We start from the raw sequence: 19,167 nt of genomic DNA on the forward strand, positions 1-19,167 counted from the left end.
ATTTTTTACCGCGTAATAAGTGAAAGTTATGTTGAAATAACAAGAATATTACACGAAAGAATGGATTTGAAAAAGAGAATAGCGGAATAAAAACTATCCGCAACACTGATAACCATTCCGCAATCCTTTAATTTCAAAAAAAACAAGCCATTCTTAGCACTTTTAAGCATGTCCTTTTTTTGAGTTCCAAAATTAACTCCGCTTACAATCCAGCTATAGTTACCAAATAGTGACTTTGCTCCATTTTTTGCTGTTTTTTTAATGAATTTTAGGTGTTTCTTCAAAATAGTCAAGCGCATTTCTTTATTTGCTTGTTTAATCTTTATGCTATTATATAACAGCACAGCAACTTTTTATATTTTCGAAAAAAAATATAGAAGAAATATTATACTAAAAAAGCTATCTTAAAAAGTTAGAAAATTCGTTAAACTGAACCTTTCAACTCTCACTTAAGATAGCCTTTTTTTATAAGTTAAATCTCTAACCGCAAACATGACAAGTTCGCAAATTTGTGCAATCTTCACTACATCTATCAGTAGCTCTGCAACCATTCAATTCTGTAAAATGATGACAAACGTCTCCTGGTTTAAACGTGTAATGAACGCCACAAGTCACAACATCAATAGTTTCAGGTCCTTTTCCAGTGATTTCGGTAACTTTAAAATTCGAAATCGTTTTCTTGTTTAAATAAAAATAATTTACATTTTTTTTCTTCATAATGGTAGGTTTAAGATTAGTTAATAATACTAAAAGTAAATAAAAAAGACTTAATAAATATGTTTTTACGTGTTAAAATTGTAATTAAACGCTATTGACTTTACGTCTTGTAATGTGATAATGTCTCTACAATTGTCAAAAACATACTAATTACTACGATCTATACATTTTTACATGCACACCTTCACAAAACGAAGTATTTTTCATCCTTGTAAAACAATACCAGTTATGATTTGAGATTATCGTGAAAGAAAAAAAGGGCGTTTTATTGTGATAATCTCGATTTGTAAATGGTATCACAAACTGGGGCAAACTACATGAGAACAAAACTACTTTTCTTAGCAATAATTCTATTCGCTAACTTTTACTGCTATGCGCAAATACCAGCAAACAACGATTGTGCAAATGCAGAAATCATTACAGTAACCACAACAGGAACAACAACAGTCAATTTTGACAATGGAATGGCAACACAAAGCTTACTAAGTAGTTGTGATACTGCTGCAACAACCTATCCAGATGTTTGGTATGAATTTACCATGCCAGTAACAGGAAACATACGAATTACAAATGTCAATTTTGCGGATGGATTTTCACTCTACAGCACCTGTGGCGGTCCAGAAATTGAATGTTTTTACAGTGGCGGATTTTTCTATAATCTAACACCAGGAATCTATAAATTAAGAGCGGTAAGTACTGCCAGTCAAGCTGGAACGGACAGTTTTCGAATTCAAGCCTTTGAAGCGGCAGCCAATGACGAATGTGCAACTGCCGAAGTGATTACAGACGATATTACAACCGCACGCACCATTAATTTCAACAATGCACGTGCTACAGAAAGTTTAGTAAGTAGTTGTGACACAGGAAGTGACGATTATCTTGATTTGTGGTACGAATTCACAATGCCAGTAACAGGAAACCTGCGAATTTCAGGCGTAAACTTTGCAGATGGTTTTACATTATATGATAATTGCGGAACGGTTCCGACAGAACTCGATTGTTTCTATGACGATCATTTTGTGTACAATTTAGCAGCCGGAACGTATACGTTACGTGTAGTAAGCACAGCAGGAAACGCCAATGCTGATAGTTTTGTAATTCAAGCAATAGAAACTGCTGTAAATGATGAATGCGCCAATGCAATTGTTATTATGGACAATATTACAACGGCAACAACGATTAACTTCAATAACGCGGCGGCAACAGAAAGCTTACAAAGTAGTTGTGATACAAATGCAACCGCCGATTATTTAGATTTATGGTATGAATTCACGATGCCAGTCAATGGAAACCTGCGAATTTCAGGCGTAAACTTTGCCGATGGATTTACTTTATATGATAATTGTGGAACTGTTCCTATAGAACTCGATTGTTTTTATGATGACAACTTTACGTTTGGTTTAGCAATAGGAACCTATACATTACGTGTAACAAGTATAGATGTAAATGCAGGAAGTGACAGTTTCATCATTCAGGCATTTGAAGCGGTAGCCAATGATGAATGTGCTACTGCAGAAATTATCATGGATGATATTACAACAGCAACAACCATCAACTTTAATAACGCAAATGCAACGCAAAGTCTTCAAAGTAGTTGTGATACCAGTACATCGGTAGACTATTTAGATGTTTGGTATGAATTTACAATGCCTGTTACAGGAAATTTAAGTTTCTCAGATTTAAACTTCACCGATGGTTTTACACTTTACGACAATTGTGGAACGATTCCAACAGAAATAGATTGTTTTTATAACAATCATTTTGTGTACAACTTAGCTGCCGGAACCTATACATTACGTGTGGTAAGTGAAGCTGGTTTTGCAGGAGCCGATAGTTTTACTATACAAGCTTTTGAAACCGCTGCTAATGACGAATGTGCAAATGCAGAAGTGATTACAGATAATATAACAACACCAACCACTATAAATTTCAATAATGCAGCTGCTACAGAAAGTTTGCAAAGTAGTTGTGAAACGAGTTCAATAGAAGTATATCTCGATTTATGGTACGAATTCACCATGCCTGTTAATGGAAATGTGACCATTACTGGCGTAAATTTTGCCGATGGATTTACACTTTATGACAATTGCGGAACAATACCAACAGAAATTGATTGCTTTTACAATGAAAATATAATTTATGGACTTACACCTGGAACCTACACATTACGTGTTGTAAGCACATCTGGTTTTGCGGGAGCCGATAGTTTTGTAATAACGGCTTATGAAACTATTTCTAATATAGATTGCGCTTCCGCTGAACCAATTCAGGTAGCTGCAATTGGAGAATGTGCAACTCAGAATGTTACGACAGAATTACGCGGAACAACTTTGGCTTCTTCAATTGGTAGTTGTCAAAGTGCAGGCTCAGATTGGTTGGACGCTTGGTATACGTTTGAAGCAACATTGACAGGAAATATTACACTCAATAGCAATTCCGTCTTTAACAACTTTACTGTATATGACGCTTGTGGCGGAACAGAAGTAGCTTGTTTTTCAAATAATGGTGCTATACCTGTAGTATTTGGAAATATATATTATCTCCAAGTTTCTAGAGCGGAAACAAGTGCTAATTCCATGACTTTTTGTTTAGAAGGCGCGCCAGTTGTAGCTACAGGAACAGCAGGAACTTGCGAAAATATGCCAAACATAGAAATTTCTACCATACAAGGAAATACCAACGATTGGGTTCCTGTAGTAGATGCTTCAGGAGCTATTGTGGCTGCCATTAACGCAAACGGAAACGATTTAGGAACCATAACAACTACATTATTCATTGATAATGCTGATACAAGAGACTTTTCAGGGCAACCGTATTCGCGGAGAGAAGTCTCTATCAGTACTACAAATGCGCCAACAAGTGTTGTAAATGTTCGCTTGTACATGTTAGGTGATGAGGTAGATGATTTAATTCTTGCAGACAACAATTTGGCAAACATCAATGGTTTAGAATTGATGAAAGTCAATGGAAATACCTGTACATCAGGATATATTTCTGGTGGCGATTTTATAAATACAAGTGGCGTTTCGTACTTAGATGATTATTATGTGCAATTTGCCACAAATTCGTTCTCGGTGTTCTATCCAACATCAACAAATTTAAGTAGTACACTTAGTATTCCATCCAATGAAAATAATGAATTAGGCGTTTCTGTCGTGCCAACGGTTACAGACGGAATTGTTTATGTAAAAGTAGATAAGATACTTTCTGACGTAAGTGTAAATGTATTTGATATTACAGGAAGAAATATCTATCAAGGGAATTTTGAAGATATTGGACAAACGCAACAGTCTATAAATTTAAGTGGTTATCAAGCTGGAATGTATTTTCTGAAAATAACACATCAAAATAAACAAGTAACTAAAAGAATCATATTAAAATAGTTAGTAATATGATACTTTACAAAGAAGTGTCACAAAGCGTTTTTTAGTCTTTACGCTGCGTGACACTTTTTTATAACTAAAAATGAATTGTTTACTTTAAGCGTTTAAAAACATAACCTGCTTTTTCTGCGCCCCAAACATGTTCGTTTTTGGAATCAAAACCGCGATCCCAACTTACAATTTCATTGGCTTTTATGGTTACTTCTGAAGTTGCATAACTTGCACCGCGTATGGTACTTTTACATTCTTTTTCGTTGGTGCTTCCTGTGTAATAATTACCTTTTTTCTCTAAAATAACAGCACAACCTTCACGTTCTTTTTAATATAGAAGTATCAAACTGATCAAAATAACCTGGTCTTTCCCATTTACCAATAGCTTCTTTAGGATTTTCTAAAGTATACACTTTGCTTGAAAATTTACCATTTTCTAACTTTTCTAATTGATATATACGCTGACGATACGGTTTATTTTGATTGCTATTGAGCGCTTGTTCTACATACAACCAATGTCCGTCTTTTGAGGTCCAAATTGGATACATGTGTAAGGAAATATTATAATAACTATCGTCGGAAGTAGCTTGTTCACTACTATCAAACGAGCCTGTCATTAATGTTTGCAAAGCGTTCAACTCATCCTGTGGAGATACTGATTTGTAACTATCACAGCTTACAACTGTAAAAAAGCATGCTGCAAGAATTATGTAAATAAGTGGTTTTTTTATTTTTTTATTGAATTAGAGGTTTAGTAAGATCGATACGAAGTAAATGTAGAAAATATAGCTTAGTTTTCAAATGTATACTGTAGATAGTTTGAAAAGTATAAAATGTTAAAAATCAGTTGACTTTCGCTAAATTCTGTAACTTTAGACAAAGTAGCGTATATGCGTATTGTAATTTTATTTCTGCTAAATTTATATGTCCTTGTCGGATGGTCGCAAACAAATCGTTTTGAAAAAGGCAAAATTATAAATTCGATTGCTGTGCAAAACAGTTCGGAAACTTATGCATTATATGTACCCAATTCCTTTGATGAAACCCAACTTTCTGCCGTCGTTTTTATATTTGATCCGAGTGGAAATGGCGCCAACGGAATGCAGTCTTTTATCGCTTCTGCTGAAAAGTTCAATTATATCCTAGTTGCTTCAAACAATACCAAAAACGGCGTTGCCTACGAAACCAATTTTGAAATTACCAACAGATTGTTTGCCACTGTTTTTTCAACATTCAAAATAGACGAGAAACAAATTTATGCCGCAGGTTTTTCTGGCGGATCGCGTTTAGCAACAGCAATTGCCGCATTAACTGAAAAAATACAAGGTGTGATTGCCTGTGGCGCAGGTTTGGCAATTAATAAATCATTCACGCCAAGTAAAGAACTATTTTCTTTCGTTGGTTTGGTGGGCGATGAAGACATGAATTATCAAGAAATGTTTAACACAAAAGCATTGTTGGATAAGTTTGAAGTTGCCAATGAATTATTCGTTTACAACGACACGCACAAATGGCCGCCAAGCAAACAAATGGAACGCGCTTTTGGTTGGTTGGAGTTGCAAGCATATCAAAAGAAAATTAGAAATGTAGATTTACAATTTGTACAATCGTATTTTGAATCACAATACACAATTGCCGATTCTTTAGCGATTCACAACAAATTTAGAGCGGTACGAGAATATGAAAGTATTATAAAAAATTTCACATCGTATTTCGATCTCAAAGCAACACAACAAAAAGCAACAGCGATCAAAATTTCTCCCAAATACAAAGATCAAGTTGCGGAAAGAGCGGTAAACACAAAAGAAGAGAATACACTGTATGAGAAGTTTTCAAAAGTATATTCAAACGATATTTTAGCAGCCAAATCGGATGATGATTTTAAATGGTGGCGCAAAGAATTGAAACGACTCAATGTAGCTATTGAAAATCATGCAACCACCGAAAGAGGAAAAATGCTCAAGCGATTAAAATATTCTGTTTTTGCAGGCGCATACGAATCTTCCATAGGATATGTGTATGCAAAAAAGTACAAACATGCGTTGTACTGTGATCAATTGTTGGTTCATTTCAATCCGACACAAGCGTATTGGTATTACAGAGTTGCGCAGAGTTATGCACGAAATGACGATTTTAAACACACAATCAGAAATTTAAAAAAAGCAAAAGAACTTGGATTGCAACGTTTTCAGGCCATTCAACAATTACCGTTATTTTCTAAATTCAAGCAAAAGAAAAAATTTCAAAAGCTTTTTGAGGAAACATCTGAATAAAATCACAAATACTTTTTCTCAATATAGCGCGAAGGCGTATCGTTCATCAATAACTTAAAGGTTTTGTTAAATGTCGATTTCGAATTAAATCCGGCATCCATTGCAATGGAAAGTAGCGTTTGTTTTTTGTGTTTTCCAGCTTCTATTTTTTGTAAAAATGCTTTGACACGAAATTCATTAATGTATTCATAAAATGTTTTTTCATACACGGAATTCAACAACCATGATAAATTATTGGAAGAAGTTCCTAACTGTTTGGAAAGTATTTTTAGGCTTAAATCGGAACGCGTAAAAATTTCTTCTTCTTCAATAAGTATTTGAAGTTTCTGTTGAATTTGTATAATTTCTTCAGTAGTCAATCGGTTTCGAGTAGCTTCTCTTTTCTTAACGGGCAAACGTATAATTTCGGGTTGTGTAAAGCTGAAATAACCAACGATAAAAAGGAAAACAGCCATACTAATCCACACGAGTTGATAAACGATATACGAATCTAAAGCATGCAGTATATATGTCTTGAAAATTCCAAATGACCAAAAAATGATAATCAACAATAATCCTATTAAAATATACTGTATAAAACGTGCAATTTCTTCTTTATATGGCGATGTTTCGTCATCAGAATTTTTAATCTGTTTTACAATTTTAAAAGAAGCTATTGCATACACGATTAATGAAATTACACCAGTAAGTTCCATAATTAAATAAACAATGCCCATCCCTAAGGTATAACTCATTTTATAATATGTTTCAGTGCTAATAGTTAGTGTCCAGCAAAAAAACAAAAACATTAAGAGAGAAGGTATATAATGTTTAAATGCTAATATGTTTTTAGAATAATCTTTAAAAACCAAAGCTTTGAAATACATGTATAATAATGGACCAAATAAATAAATAGAACAATCAGATAATAATGAAGGACGCCAAATCCAGGAAGCGTCAATTTGAAAAAGGGCCATCTTTCCAGCAAAAATAAATGTAGCTAACCCAATAATAATGATCAAAATCTTATTGGCTGGTCTATTTTTTTGAGAAATAAAATGTAAGGAAGTCATTAAAAAAATCCTTGAACAACTCCAACAAATAATACAAGATCTAAAAAAGTAAATGTCATAGTTTTTTTAGTTTAAATATAGAAAGAAATCATACTGAAAAGTCTTAAAAAAGTCATAACAGATGAAACCTTTCTTTTAAAATAAGATAAATCACCTCAAGACCTTTTTATTCAAGTAAAGGCAAACTTATAAAGGTAGGTGCAATTTATAAATTCAAACAATAACCTTAGTGTTTTCGGGTACAAACAGACATACTTAGGATGCAAAAACAACATTTTAAAAGCACCATTCTTTATATTGGCTTCAAGTTTAACATTAAAATTTATTAGTATGAAAAAGAAGAATTTAAAAAACTTGAGTCTGAGTAAAAAACTAGTATCAAACCTAAATGGACAATCAGCAAAAGGAGGCGCAAGTGGACATCCAATGTGTGTTACTGGCGATTGCCCTACGAATACTTTAATAGCAGCATGTTCCAATCACATGTGCGACTCTCGTTTGGGCGGTTGTCCTACTTATTATTGTGCCATCATGGCAGGAGTAGAATCATAAACTAGTTACCAACCAAAAAAAAAGGAATGTCGAAAGGTATTCCTTTTTTATTTTTTTGTATTTTATATATAGACAAACCAAAAACATAAAGTCATGAAAAAAAGTACAATCAAAAATTTAGCAATTAACAAGAAGACAATTTCTAAATTCAATGCAATCGAAAAATTAAAAGGAGGGAGAAACACTTCATATACAAGTTGTTTGTGTATAGATACTGTTTGCGAATGTGAAATGGATACACCATTTCGTTAGAAACTAACGAGTAAGTGTGAATTTTAAAGAGCTTGTCTAAAAAATTAAGATGAGTTCAATAAGTAAAACCAAAAGGTAAAATCATGAAAAAACAAACAATTAAAAATTTAGCGTTCAAGAAAAACACCATTTCTTCATTGCGTACTGTTACACAACTAAAAGGAGGGAAAAACCCATCTCAAACGAGTTGTTGGTGTAACCTAACTGAATGCAAGTGCGAAGCTGAAGATAGATCTCACTAAGAATTATATAGTAGAAAATTATTTAAAAGAGGCTGTCTTAAAAGCTTCAAAAGCCGTCATTCTGGACTTGATCCAGAATCTTATAAAGTTGATTTTCAACTGTTATGGGAAATCGAATCAAGTTCGATTTGACGAAATTATGACTTTTCAGACAGCCTCTTTTTATGTTTAACTACCTTTAAAACCTGCTTATTTAAACGCTTTTCGAGTTCGTTTTCTAAGTTTCACAAGTTTATCTTTATAATACACTTTCAACTCGTCCACAAAAGTATATGGATTTTCATATTCAGTCAATACTTTATATAAAGAAGAATTTTTTAATTCGTCTAGTTGTACTTTAAGCGTCTTAATATTAGAAGTAATATACGATGTTTCACTTGCGTGAATTGACACAGCTGCATTTGCTGTAAGTGTCGTTAAAGTTGCGTCACTAAAAATATGTGCGTGATATGCTTGCAAAGCTTTCAAATCCCCTTCTTTATACACTTCAATCAACTTGGAAGTAACTTCGGTTGCTAATTCGGTCTGTTCAGGTTGCATCGAAAACGTATCAGGATGTACATACAACATTGCTTCTCTGTACAAACGTTTTTTCTCTTTAGCATCACTTACATTTTCAACTTTACTTATTTTTGAAACTACTTGTAAACCTTTTGGCGCCACATAATTTTTTCCACGTTGTTTCTGTTGCAAACGTTGTTGTTTCTTGGCAGTTTTTAACTCTTTGTAGATAATTGTCAACTCTTGTGCTTCTACAATTTCATCAACTAAATGCAAATGAATTAAATTTTTAAACGTTTGCACTTTCGCTTCAATATCGTCGTATTCTTTTTGCAACTGTTCCAACTGCAATTTCAAATCAATTGCTTCAAGATTCGTTTGTATGGAAAGGTTTTCTTCAGACATGTTGCGAAAATACAATACAAAAACAAAAAAGCCTCAGTGAGTTTTCAATTCATTATAAAATTGCATAATATTTTACTTACCTTTAAAATATCAATCAAATAAAAAATAATGTACGCGCATATAGAATCTACCGTAACGGCATTGGTTTGTTTGCTCACTGCGTTTGTCATTCAACGTATTTACGACAAAGAACGAAAACAGCAAAAAGTCAATACAATTAGTGGAATCAAATGGTTTGGATTCGCCATTTTTTCCTGGGGAATTGGCGCAATAGTAACCTTACTAGCTACAAAATATTTTCAAGTATCCGCAGCAGCCAAATGGTTGGTATATTGGGGCGTTTTTATCTCGCTCATCAATTCGTTGTTCATTCTATTATCATTACCATCTATAGAACACCAAAGCAAACGAAACATCATTGTACAAATAGTAGAACGTTTTTCTATAAAAGAATTTGTCATGCTATTTAGCGGAATTTTTAGCATGATTGCGTTTGTATTCATCGCAACTTCATACACAAATCCAGACATTAGCAGTAGTTTTATTTGGCTGATAGACATTCCAATTTCATTAGTAGTTGCCTTGGCTTTATTATACGAATTGAACAGTGCGTTCATCAATCGAAACATGAAATTCATGTACTTGCCATGCTTTTCGTTGTTCGTTTTAATCATCATTGCGGTTTCTCACAGAATCATTCCGTATGAATTGGTACAAGAACATATTAGTTTATATAATTGGAGTCTAATCGGAATTATAACGGCAATTTCGTTTAAATTCATCTTCATTCTATTGTTCTCAATTTTATTATATAGCTGGAAATTTCTTTCGGAAAAAGAACAACAACAATCGGAATTCGTTACGCTTGAAGCAGAACGGAACACATTGCATGCAGAAAATAAAAAACTACAAATAGCAAATGGTAGTCATATAGATACGATTCAATCCTTAACCAAAAAACTAAAAAGACAACAGCAGAAAGTGTCCGAAATGCAAGAAGCTTCTAAAATTGTATTGTCCGATCGGCAAAAAGAAGTCTTAGCCAACTTGGGCATTTGCGGCAACAAAAAATCATATACCGAAATTGCAGAAGCCATGCATATTAGTGTGGATGGTTTTCAAGCACACATCTATCAAATCAAAAAAATACTCAACATTAGCGGTTCAGGCGGAAAAGAACAACTCATTACGTATGCAACCGAAAATAACTTACTTCAATTTGCTACGATTGAATGTAAATAGTTTAAAATAATCTTTTAGAATTCATGCAAATAATCAATCATATAATTGAACAACTAACAGAAATTCAAGATGGAAAAATATGGATTGGAAGTTCATATCACAGCAAACTAAGTAAAGTTGATGAAAGTTTAGTTTTTACAAGACCAATAGAAGGATTGCATAGTATTGCTGAAATTATTTCTCATCTAACATTGTGGAGAAATGAAGCCATTCTTAAAATAAAAACAGGAAAAGGAAGTAAGACAGATGATTGTGAAGAAAATTGGTTGACAAATGAAAAACTAAAGCCAAAAGGATGGACAAAAATAAAATCGGAATATGACAATAGTCTCACGGAACTAATTTCTTTATTAAAAGAAAAAGAAGACACTTTTTTGGATGAAGAATATTATGATACAGATTTTAAAGGAAACTATCCGTACAATTTCGTAATCAAAGGAATGCTTCATCACGACATTTATCACTTGGGACAGCTTGGAATTATAATCAAGTATTTAAAAGAGTCAAAAGGGAATTAATACACTACTTAATCACATACTTAACTACTACCACTTATAAAAACAGCACTGCGTAACCTTTTGTAATACAGTACATAATTTCATCTTCGTACCAATCAAAAAACGAACAGATGAAATCAGTACAATTACTATTTCTTAGCCTATTGCTACCCATTTTTGCAGTCGCACAAGAAAGTTCAGAATCCTTAGATGCGCGCATCAATGAAAATTTCAAGAATGCCACAAGTTGGTTTACGGATGCCATTTTTGCAGAAATTCCCATTACGAGCGAAGTCGGAATTCCGTGGGTATTAATTGTACTGATTATTGGAGCAAGCTACTTTACCATCTATTTTAAACTTATTAATATTCGCGGATTTTTTACGGCGATAAAAGTGGTAAAAGGTGACTATGACGATTTGGAAAACAGCGCAAAAGTTGAGGTGTCTGAATCAGTTCATACAACAGAAAAAAACGACAATCCAAATACCATTCGTGTAGAAGGTAGCGAAGGAGAAGTGTCACACTTCCAGGCGTTAACAGCTGCGTTGTCGGCTACGGTCGGACTCGGAAATATTGCAGGAGTTGCCATTGCACTTTCCATTGGTGGACCTGGCGCAACGTTTTGGATGATTCTGGTCGGATTCTTAGGAATGGCTTCCAAATTTGTAGAATGTACACTTGGCGTAAAATACCGCGAAGTCGATGAAAACGGCGTCGTATATGGCGGGCCAATGTACTATTTACGCAAAGGATTACACGAAAAAGGACTCAAACGTTTAGGAAAAATATTAGCAGTCGTATTTGCGATTATGTGTATTGGCGGATCGTTTGGTGGCGGAAACATGTTTCAAGTCAATCAAGCATTTCAATTATTTCAATACGTAACTGGCGGCGAAGAAAGTATCTTTTATGGAAAAGGATGGCTTTTCGGATTAATCATGGCTGTTTTTGTTGGAATCGTTATTATTGGCGGAATCAAAAAAATAGCAAAAGTCACGGACAAAGTTGTCCCGTTAATGGTGGCAACGTATGTATTGGCAATTTTGATTATTCTCGGAATCAATTACGAAAGTATTCCAGCAGCGTTTGGTGAAATTTTTAATGGAGCATTTAGTTATGAAGGTGTTGCAGGCGGATTTATCGGTGTGATGATTCAAGGTTTCAAACGTGCCGCTTTTTCCAACGAAGCAGGAATTGGTTCGTCGTCCATTGCGCATGCAGCCGTAAAAACCAACTATGCTGCAAGTGAAGGTTTGGTAGCTTTGCTCGAACCTTTTATAGATACAGTTGTCGTTTGTACCATGACAGCGCTCGTGTTAATCATTACAGGGCAAATTACGGCAGGAACAGAAGTTTCCTTTGAACAAGGTGCCATACTCACTTCAAACGCGCTTGAAAGTGGCATTTCGTGGTTTCCGTATGTGTTAACAGTTGCGGTCATATTATTTGCGTTTTCTTCGATGATTTCTTGGTCGTACTATGGACATCAAGCATGGTCGTATTTATTTGGGCGAAGTAAAAAAGCTGAATACACATACAAAACTATCTTCTGTATTTTTGTCATCATTGGAGCAGCGGCAAGTTTACAAGCTGTGGTCGATTTTGCAGATGCAATGGTCTTCTCCATGTTAGTACCCAATATGATTGGATTGTACTTATTAGCACCAAAAGTAAAAGAAGAACTAAAACGTTACAAAAACGCCATTCAACAGAAAAAAACTAAAAATTAATGACTTTAAGTTGTAACAAATTGTGATATAAATCATCATATTATAAAAAAATAGACACAAAATGATAATTACAACAACAGAAAAAGTACCCAATCAAGAAATCACAGAAATTTTAGGAGTTGCTAGAGGTAGCACAGTAAGAGCACGAAATATTGGTAGAGATATTTTTGCAGGATTGAAAAATATTATTGGAGGAGAAATTGAGGAATACTCAAAACTTCAAGCAGAATCAAGAGAACAAGCATTGCAAAGAATGGAGCAAGACGCAGCAAGACTTGGCGCAGATGCTGTTGTAAATGTAAGGATGACAACTTCTATGGTTATGCAAGGTGCTTCCGAAATTTTGGCGTATGGAACTGCTGTGAAACTTGCTTAATATGAAAATGGATACCATAATTAGATTTATTTTTAGCCTTCCAGGATTATTTATGTTAATTATTCTTGGAGTCTTTATATATCTTATTCAACGGCGAATTCAGATCAAAGAAACGGAGGATTTCGAAAAAAGAGATAACTAAACGCAACAAAGTGTAAAAATCTTGAAAATAAATGCATCTTTTTGGTTCATGCTGCGTCTACTGTATGAACTTAAAACAAAAAAGATGAAAAATAATTCAAATTGTAACTGTGACTGTGTAAGTTGTAAAAAAGAACAATGCAATGAGTGTACTTGTGAAAATTGCACCTGTGGAAATTGCAATTGTTAAATAATTTATAAGATTGTCTTAGAAAAATCCTTTATCTTTCTGAGACAATCTTTGATTTTATATAAAAAGAAAAAAATGACTACTACAGAAGTTTGGGAACGTTATGCAGATGATGTAAAACGCTTGATTATGAGCAAGGTGAAAGATGCTCAAATCACTGATGATTTGGTACAAAAAGTCTTCATAAAAGTACATTCAAAATTAGCAACCGTTACGGACGAGCATAAAATAAAATCGTGGTTGTTAAGTGTAAGTAGAAATATAACATTGGATTATTTTAGAAAATCTAACAAAGAAGTTCTTTTAAAAAAAGAAGAGCATATCATTATTACTGAAGAATATGCACACTCTGAAAAAGATTGTCTACCAGGGATTATTAAAAATCTACCTAAAAAATACAGAGATCCATTATTTCTTTCAGACATTAAAGGGATCAAACAAGCAGTTATTGCAGCACAACTCAAATTACCTTTATCAACTGTGAAGTCACAAATACAACGTGGACGAAAACTCATTGTTCAAGGCTATATGGATTGCTGTAATTACAAATTAAACGCTAAAGGTTTTCTCGTCGGCGAAGTCAAAGAAAAAGCACAATGTAAAGTGTGTAATTGATTGGTAATGAGTGTATATATATTAGTATTGAGATATTAGTATTGAGATAGTTAAAAGTAGCGTGCAACAAGTTAGTTTAAGCATAAGAAATTGCTGTTTTCACTAAAATATTTTCAAATTTTGGGAAGCTCTATTGGAAAATTGTATTTTAGGCGGATAACAACACCAACCAAACATGAAGTATATCCACAATCTAGTATTCAAATCAATTGATGTTTCTGTCCTTGCCATCTTCCGAATTTTCTTTGGAATGTTTATGTGCTATCAAATGATTTACTACTATGAAATAGATTATACCTTTCAATTTATATATGGTCCCGAAGTATTATTTCCGTATCAAGGATTGGAGTTTTTACGGCCTTTTTCTTTAGGTTTGTTGAAAACAATTCATGCAGGACTCTTAATTTCTACGATACTTATTACGCTTGGATTTTTGTATAGATATGCCATGATATTTTTCTTTTTTGGCTTCTCTTATTTTTCATTTATAGACAAAACTTTATATAACAATCATATCTATCTCATTGCATTGATCGCTTTTGTGATGCTATTTATTAGCGCGGATAAAAAATACAGTCTTCGCGTAAAATTCTCAAAAAAACCATTGTCAAAACTGGTTCCTGCTTGGCAACAACATATTCTTATTTTCTTAATTGCTATCGTGTACTTTTTTGGAGGAATTTCAAAACTATCTCCCAATTGGATGGACAGTAATCTTGTAGGATACACCATTGATCAAGCGCAGAGCAGTATGTTGACAAACATTTTTCCAAAAGAAACGCTCATTATGTTAATTAAATACGGCGGACTCATATTTGACCTAAGTATTGCATTTATTTTACTAGTTAAAAAAACACGTTGGTTGGGTGTACTACTTGTTGTGATATTTAGTTACACAAATAATTCTATTTTATTTGATGATATTGGAATTTTTCCTTTTTTCATGATTTGTGCGACCATTTTGTTTTTTAATGGTAAAAAAGTTGGAAACTATGTTGATTCTATCATTGGAAGTAAAGCAACAGAAAACACAAAAGAAGTATCTGAAACAGCCGTAAAAAGACCAAAATACAAAACACTGACGTTAATCTGTTTGTTCATTTTTGTTACATTTCATATTGTATTTCCTTTAAGACATCATTTCTTAACCACAAATCCTGAATGGACAAGTATTGCACAACGATTTTCTTGGCGAATGAAAATGCAATCTAGAAACGTAACACAATTTAGCATGTCTTTGGTAGATCGTGCAACTTCTCAAAGATACGATTTGGACGGAACTACATTTGTGACTCGAAATCAATTTATGCACATGCCAGAAGATCCATACACCTTTGTTCAATTAGCTAAATACATCAGTAAAAAACTTTATATAGAACGCGGTTTGGTAAATCCGATCATAAAAGCAAATTTGATGGTTGAATTTAATGGAATGCCCGCACAATTAATGCTTGATCCAAGAATTGATTTGACAAAAGTAAACGAAAGTCAATTTGCTAAAACGCCTTGGATTCCAGAATTTAAAGGGTATGAATAAAAAATAGAATTCCTAAAATCTATTTGACGTCAGTTCGATATAAGTGATTCAAATTACATTTTTTATTAAGTTTAGAAGCTTATTGCTACAAACCTCATTTTTAGTGTTTTACTTTCATTTTAGCTCATGTTATTTCTATTTTATTAAATAGGAATTCGTGAATCTTCGATGTCTTTGCTTTCCCAAAGAAAAGAAACAAAAGAAAGGGAACTTTTAGTTCATGTCATTTATATTTTAAATTAAAGTATTCTTGAATCTTCGATTTCCAGAGGTATTTTTAGTTTTTCTTTTTGGGAAAAACTAAAACCGCATGAATTTTTCTAAATTTTTTCCAAGGCTTCAAAAATTTTTAACGAAAAATCCCTGCTATACTGCGGAAAAGAATAGTTTCAAACTAAAATTTTTACGTCGAACTCACGTTATTTAATAATCGTATGCGGATAACCATCTAATGTCCAATCAATCACCAAACCGCCAGCAAGACTTTTAGCAATTTCTTTTCCATACAAATGTTCACACAAATACAAGGCAGCTTCAAACGATTTTGCACCACCAGCTGAAGTAATGTACTTTCCATCATGTACAAACAAGGTGTTGTCTCTAATGTCTAACTTCGGAAACATTTCACGCATCTTATCAATATCACTCGGAAAAGTTGTGGAAGCCACAGTATCCAACAATCCAGCTTTAGCTAAAACAAAAGCACCATCACAATGTGAAGTCACAAATTCGGCGTCTTTAGCTGCTTTTTTTACAAAGGCAATCATCTTGGTATCTTCCAAATCGGTATCCAAATGATGTTCGGCACTTGGCACGACTAGAATATCAATCTTAGGCAACTCATCTTTCAAATAATTAAAATCTGGTAAAATACGCATGCCTTCAAATGTTGTTACTGCATCATCTGTATTGGCAACTGTAAACACATTCATCGCTTTAATATTCTCACGGAAAATAGTATGTTGAAAAATATCAAAAGGAGCAGTCAATTCAGTATTAAAAACACCATCCATAATTAAAAATCCAACATTATAACGATTCGGTTCAAGCTTAGGAAATTGTTTCTTTGGCGAACTTTTTTCCTGCATTGTTGTCGTAGTAGTCTTCGTTTCTTGCGTTACGTTCGTTTCACAACTAACAATACAAAGTGCAAACGTTAAAATATATAGGATTTTTCTCATTGTGATTTAATAGCGATTAATATTTTGTAAATTTAAGCATTAAAATTTACGAACTACAACCAATGAAATGAACCTTAATGAAATTTTGATGAAAACTCAAATTTTGTGGGCGAATTCCATCTGACAAAACCTGAAAATAGAAAGATTACAGATGAAAACCTTTTTTAAACTCACCTTAGTACTAGCATTTTTATGTACAGCTTGTACAAAAACAGAAAAAACTAGCAAAGACGCTGCAAAAGTAAGCGATACGTATGTAAAAGATAACTACACTAAAAAGGAAGTTACGATTGAAATGCGTGATGGAATTAAACTGCATACCACTATTTATTCGCCTAAAGATACAAGTCAAGAATATCCAATTTTAATGTTACGTACGCCATACAGTTGTAAACCGTATGGAGAAGATAAATTCCGAAAAAAGATTGCACCGAATGTGCATTTAATGAAAGAAGGAAACATTGTTGTGTATCAAGATGTGCGCGGACGTTGGATGAGCGAAGGTGTATATGACAACATGCGCGCGTACATTCCAAACAAGAAAGACAATACGCAAATTGACGAATCGTCAGATACATACGATACAATTGATTGGTTGGTGAAAAATGTTGAAAATAACAATGGTAGAGTAGGAACATGGGGAATTTCATATCCAGGTTATTATGCTACGTATTCTACAATTGATGCACATCCTGCATTAAAAGCGGCGTCTCCACAAGCGTGTATTGGCGATTTCTTTTTTGATGATTTTCACCACAATGGAGCGTTTTTACTAAGCTATTTTAGAGCGGTTTCTTTGTTTGGAACGATGAAAGATGTACCCAAAGATTCTGCTTGGTACAAATTACCCGATTTAGGTACAAAAGATCAATATCAGTTCTTTTTGGATGCTGGACCGTTGAGCAATTTGAATAGTTATTTTGAGTATGAAAAATTAGACAATGTGATTTTGTCTAAATCCGATCAAATAGATGATGTTTTCTGGAAAGAAATTATTGACCATCCAAACTATGACAGTGTATGGAAACCAAAAGGATTGATTCAGAATTTAAAAAATATAAAATCGTCAGTAGCTACGATGATTGTGGGCGGATTTTTTGATGCAGAAGATTTATACGGACCTTTTGAAACTTACAAAACGATTGAAAAACACAATCCGAATAACTATAATACCATGGTTTTTGGACCTTGGGATCACGGAAGATGGGCGAGTAGTAAAGCAAAAAATTTTGTTGGAAATTATTATTTTGGTGATTCAATTTCGTTAAACTTTCAGCGTGATGTAGAAACGAAATTTTTCAATCATTTCTTAAAAGGTGATGGAAGTAAAAATACTGGATTGCCAGAAGCGTATGTTTTTGATTCTGGAAAGAAAGCATGGAGCAGTTACGACAGTTGGCCGCCAGCAAACGCGACAAAACAACACATGTATTTGAATGCTGATCAAGAATTGGCTGAAACTAAAAACGGAAGTACAAAAGAAGTATTTGTGAGCGATTTAAAACGTCCTGTACCATATTCGGAAGATATAAAAACTGTATTTACACCACGAAAATACATGACTGACGATCAGCGATTTGCAGCACGTCGTCCAGATGTAATGATTTTTGAAACAGAAGTATTGACGGAAGATTTCACTTTGGCAGGAGATATTATGGCAAAACTAAAAGTAGCTACTACAGGAACAGATGCCGATTGGATTGTAAAAGTAGTAGATGTACATCCGCATGATGCTGAAGAACAAAAAGAAGGTATGCAAGACCATTTGGCAATGAGTAATTATCATTTAATGGTGCGAAGTGAAGTAATGCGCGGACGTTTCCGTAACAGTTTTGAAAACCCTGAACCATTTGTGCCAAATCAAAAAACGGCTGTAAATATCAAATTACAAGATGTATATCACACGTTTAAAAAAGGACACAAAGTGCAAATTCAAGTGCAAAGTACGTGGTTTCCACTCATCGATTTGAATCCGCAGACATTTGTACCAAATATTTACAAAGCCAAAGAAGAAGATTTTAAAAATCAGACACATACAATTTTTAATGATTCTAAGATTGAGTTTACGGTGTTGAAGTAGATAGACTTGCTTCACTCTTAGATTGTTAGACCGCTTACGCTATTAGAATCAAGATCGCTTTGCTACTTGGTTTTAGACATATTTGATACGTCTTTGCGAGAAGCATAGCGACGCGGCAATCTGTTTTTTTAGTAATCATAAAGGTGACTTCGAGTGATTTTTAGGAGTAAAACGGATAAAAATTGTATCGAGAAGTACTTTGAAACG

The 19,167-nt window shown here is 33.7% G+C and carries 18 protein-coding genes; 12 read left to right on the forward strand and 6 right to left on the reverse strand.

All coding sequences use genetic code 11. The features are described 5' to 3' along the window. Positions 1–480: 480 nt before the first annotated feature. A complete protein-coding gene (locus AB8B65_RS19890; protein ID WP_405303033.1) occupies positions 481–717 on the reverse strand; it encodes a hypothetical protein in 237 nt (78 codons plus the stop codon). Positions 718–1,034: 317 nt separating this feature from the next. Between AB8B65_RS19890 and AB8B65_RS19895 the strand changes: the two genes are divergently transcribed. Then, positions 1,035–4,100 (forward strand): T9SS type A sorting domain-containing protein, encoded by a 3,066-nt coding sequence (locus AB8B65_RS19895; protein ID WP_405303034.1) that lies wholly within the window; start codon positions 1,035–1,037, stop codon positions 4,098–4,100. Positions 4,101–4,191: 91 nt separating this feature from the next. Here the strand turns inward: AB8B65_RS19895 and AB8B65_RS19900 are convergent, their stop codons facing one another. Then, entirely contained in the window at positions 4,192–4,395 is a 204-nt protein-coding gene (locus tag AB8B65_RS19900) for a CpcT/CpeT family chromophore lyase (RefSeq protein WP_405303050.1), read from the reverse strand. Between the two features lie 13 nt (positions 4,396–4,408). Continuing rightward, positions 4,409–4,708 carry a chromophore lyase CpcT/CpeT gene (locus tag AB8B65_RS19905; protein ID WP_405303035.1) on the reverse strand — a complete coding sequence of 100 codons (300 nt, stop codon included), beginning with the start codon at positions 4,706–4,708 and terminating at the stop codon, positions 4,409–4,411. A 273-nt stretch (positions 4,709–4,981) separates the two neighbouring features. Here AB8B65_RS19905 and AB8B65_RS19910 point away from each other — a divergent pair, with 273 nt between their 5' ends. Continuing rightward, positions 4,982–6,364, forward strand: coding sequence for an acetylxylan esterase (locus AB8B65_RS19910; RefSeq protein WP_405303036.1), 1,383 nt, complete (start codon positions 4,982–4,984; stop codon positions 6,362–6,364). A 2-nt stretch (positions 6,365–6,366) separates the two neighbouring features. Here the strand turns inward: AB8B65_RS19910 and AB8B65_RS19915 are convergent, their stop codons facing one another. Next, positions 6,367–7,416 (reverse strand): helix-turn-helix domain-containing protein, encoded by a 1,050-nt coding sequence (locus tag AB8B65_RS19915; protein WP_405303037.1) that lies wholly within the window; start codon positions 7,414–7,416, stop codon positions 6,367–6,369. 330 nt (positions 7,417–7,746) lie between these two features. Between AB8B65_RS19915 and AB8B65_RS19920 the strand changes: the two genes are divergently transcribed. The 3 genes from AB8B65_RS19920 to AB8B65_RS19930 all read left to right on the forward strand — a co-directional run bounded on the left by AB8B65_RS19920 (position 7,747) and on the right by AB8B65_RS19930 (position 8,462). Continuing rightward, entirely contained in the window at positions 7,747–7,968 is a 222-nt protein-coding gene (locus AB8B65_RS19920; RefSeq protein ID WP_405303038.1) for a hypothetical protein, read from the forward strand. Between the two features lie 93 nt (positions 7,969–8,061). Continuing rightward, a complete protein-coding gene (locus AB8B65_RS19925; protein WP_405303039.1) occupies positions 8,062–8,220 on the forward strand; it encodes a hypothetical protein in 159 nt (52 codons plus the stop codon). Positions 8,221–8,303: 83 nt separating this feature from the next. After that, positions 8,304–8,462, forward strand: a complete 159-nt coding sequence (locus tag AB8B65_RS19930; protein WP_405303040.1) for a hypothetical protein — start codon at positions 8,304–8,306, stop codon at positions 8,460–8,462. A 189-nt stretch (positions 8,463–8,651) separates the two neighbouring features. Here AB8B65_RS19930 and AB8B65_RS19935 read toward each other — a convergent pair whose 3' ends face one another. Then, a complete protein-coding gene (locus AB8B65_RS19935; RefSeq protein WP_405303041.1) occupies positions 8,652–9,368 on the reverse strand; it encodes a hypothetical protein in 717 nt (238 codons plus the stop codon). Positions 9,369–9,476: 108 nt separating this feature from the next. On the opposite strand from AB8B65_RS19935, the gene AB8B65_RS19940 reads away from it, so the two are divergent. The 6 genes from AB8B65_RS19940 (at position 9,477) to AB8B65_RS19965 (ending at position 15,699) form a co-directional block, all read left to right on the forward strand. Continuing rightward, on the forward strand, positions 9,477–10,610 hold the full coding sequence (locus AB8B65_RS19940) for a hypothetical protein (RefSeq protein ID WP_405303042.1): 1,134 nt from the start codon (positions 9,477–9,479) through the stop codon (positions 10,608–10,610). Positions 10,611–10,633: 23 nt separating this feature from the next. Continuing rightward, positions 10,634–11,128 carry a DinB family protein gene (locus tag AB8B65_RS19945; protein WP_405303043.1) on the forward strand — a complete coding sequence of 165 codons (495 nt, stop codon included), beginning with the start codon at positions 10,634–10,636 and terminating at the stop codon, positions 11,126–11,128. Positions 11,129–11,238: 110 nt separating this feature from the next. After that, positions 11,239–12,840, forward strand: a complete 1,602-nt coding sequence (locus AB8B65_RS19950; RefSeq protein ID WP_405303044.1) for an alanine/glycine:cation symporter family protein — start codon at positions 11,239–11,241, stop codon at positions 12,838–12,840. 61 nt (positions 12,841–12,901) lie between these two features. Continuing rightward, positions 12,902–13,216 carry a YbjQ family protein gene (locus AB8B65_RS19955; RefSeq protein WP_405303045.1) on the forward strand — a complete coding sequence of 105 codons (315 nt, stop codon included), beginning with the start codon at positions 12,902–12,904 and terminating at the stop codon, positions 13,214–13,216. 406 nt (positions 13,217–13,622) lie between these two features. Then, positions 13,623–14,162 carry a sigma-70 family RNA polymerase sigma factor gene (locus AB8B65_RS19960; protein ID WP_405303046.1) on the forward strand — a complete coding sequence of 180 codons (540 nt, stop codon included), beginning with the start codon at positions 13,623–13,625 and terminating at the stop codon, positions 14,160–14,162. Between the two features lie 175 nt (positions 14,163–14,337). Further along, positions 14,338–15,699, forward strand: coding sequence for an HTTM domain-containing protein (locus tag AB8B65_RS19965; protein WP_405303047.1), 1,362 nt, complete (start codon positions 14,338–14,340; stop codon positions 15,697–15,699). A 419-nt stretch (positions 15,700–16,118) separates the two neighbouring features. Here AB8B65_RS19965 and AB8B65_RS19970 read toward each other — a convergent pair whose 3' ends face one another. Beyond that, positions 16,119–16,880 carry a DJ-1/PfpI family protein gene (locus AB8B65_RS19970; RefSeq protein ID WP_405303048.1) on the reverse strand — a complete coding sequence of 254 codons (762 nt, stop codon included), beginning with the start codon at positions 16,878–16,880 and terminating at the stop codon, positions 16,119–16,121. A gap of 151 nt (positions 16,881–17,031) precedes the next feature. Here AB8B65_RS19970 and AB8B65_RS19975 point away from each other — a divergent pair, with 151 nt between their 5' ends. After that, positions 17,032–18,960 carry a CocE/NonD family hydrolase gene (locus tag AB8B65_RS19975; RefSeq protein ID WP_405303049.1) on the forward strand — a complete coding sequence of 643 codons (1,929 nt, stop codon included), beginning with the start codon at positions 17,032–17,034 and terminating at the stop codon, positions 18,958–18,960. Positions 18,961–19,167: the final 207 nt, after the last annotated feature.

Origin of the sequence: Kordia sp. (assembly GCF_045105435.1) — a bacterium.
GTDB lineage: Bacteria > Bacteroidota > Bacteroidia > Flavobacteriales > Flavobacteriaceae > Kordia.

Coding starts and splice junctions, on each gene's coding strand:
- AB8B65_RS19890 (WP_405303033.1), bottom strand. CDS start 717: ATGAAGAAAAAAAATGTAAATTATTTTTATTTAAACAAGAAAACGATT.
- AB8B65_RS19895 (WP_405303034.1), top strand. CDS start 1,035: ATGAGAACAAAACTACTTTTCTTAGCAATAATTCTATTCGCTAACTTT.
- AB8B65_RS19905 (WP_405303035.1), bottom strand. CDS start 4,708: ATGACAGGCTCGTTTGATAGTAGTGAACAAGCTACTTCCGACGATAGT.
- AB8B65_RS19910 (WP_405303036.1), top strand. CDS start 4,982: ATGCGTATTGTAATTTTATTTCTGCTAAATTTATATGTCCTTGTCGGA.
- AB8B65_RS19915 (WP_405303037.1), bottom strand. CDS start 7,416: ATGACTTCCTTACATTTTATTTCTCAAAAAAATAGACCAGCCAATAAG.
- AB8B65_RS19920 (WP_405303038.1), top strand. CDS start 7,747: ATGAAAAAGAAGAATTTAAAAAACTTGAGTCTGAGTAAAAAACTAGTA.
- AB8B65_RS19925 (WP_405303039.1), top strand. CDS start 8,062: ATGAAAAAAAGTACAATCAAAAATTTAGCAATTAACAAGAAGACAATT.
- AB8B65_RS19930 (WP_405303040.1), top strand. CDS start 8,304: ATGAAAAAACAAACAATTAAAAATTTAGCGTTCAAGAAAAACACCATT.
- AB8B65_RS19935 (WP_405303041.1), bottom strand. CDS start 9,368: ATGTCTGAAGAAAACCTTTCCATACAAACGAATCTTGAAGCAATTGAT.
- AB8B65_RS19940 (WP_405303042.1), top strand. CDS start 9,477: ATGTACGCGCATATAGAATCTACCGTAACGGCATTGGTTTGTTTGCTC.
- AB8B65_RS19945 (WP_405303043.1), top strand. CDS start 10,634: ATGCAAATAATCAATCATATAATTGAACAACTAACAGAAATTCAAGAT.
- AB8B65_RS19950 (WP_405303044.1), top strand. CDS start 11,239: ATGAAATCAGTACAATTACTATTTCTTAGCCTATTGCTACCCATTTTT.
- AB8B65_RS19955 (WP_405303045.1), top strand. CDS start 12,902: ATGATAATTACAACAACAGAAAAAGTACCCAATCAAGAAATCACAGAA.
- AB8B65_RS19960 (WP_405303046.1), top strand. CDS start 13,623: ATGACTACTACAGAAGTTTGGGAACGTTATGCAGATGATGTAAAACGC.
- AB8B65_RS19965 (WP_405303047.1), top strand. CDS start 14,338: ATGAAGTATATCCACAATCTAGTATTCAAATCAATTGATGTTTCTGTC.
- AB8B65_RS19970 (WP_405303048.1), bottom strand. CDS start 16,880: ATGAGAAAAATCCTATATATTTTAACGTTTGCACTTTGTATTGTTAGT.
- AB8B65_RS19975 (WP_405303049.1), top strand. CDS start 17,032: ATGAAAACCTTTTTTAAACTCACCTTAGTACTAGCATTTTTATGTACA.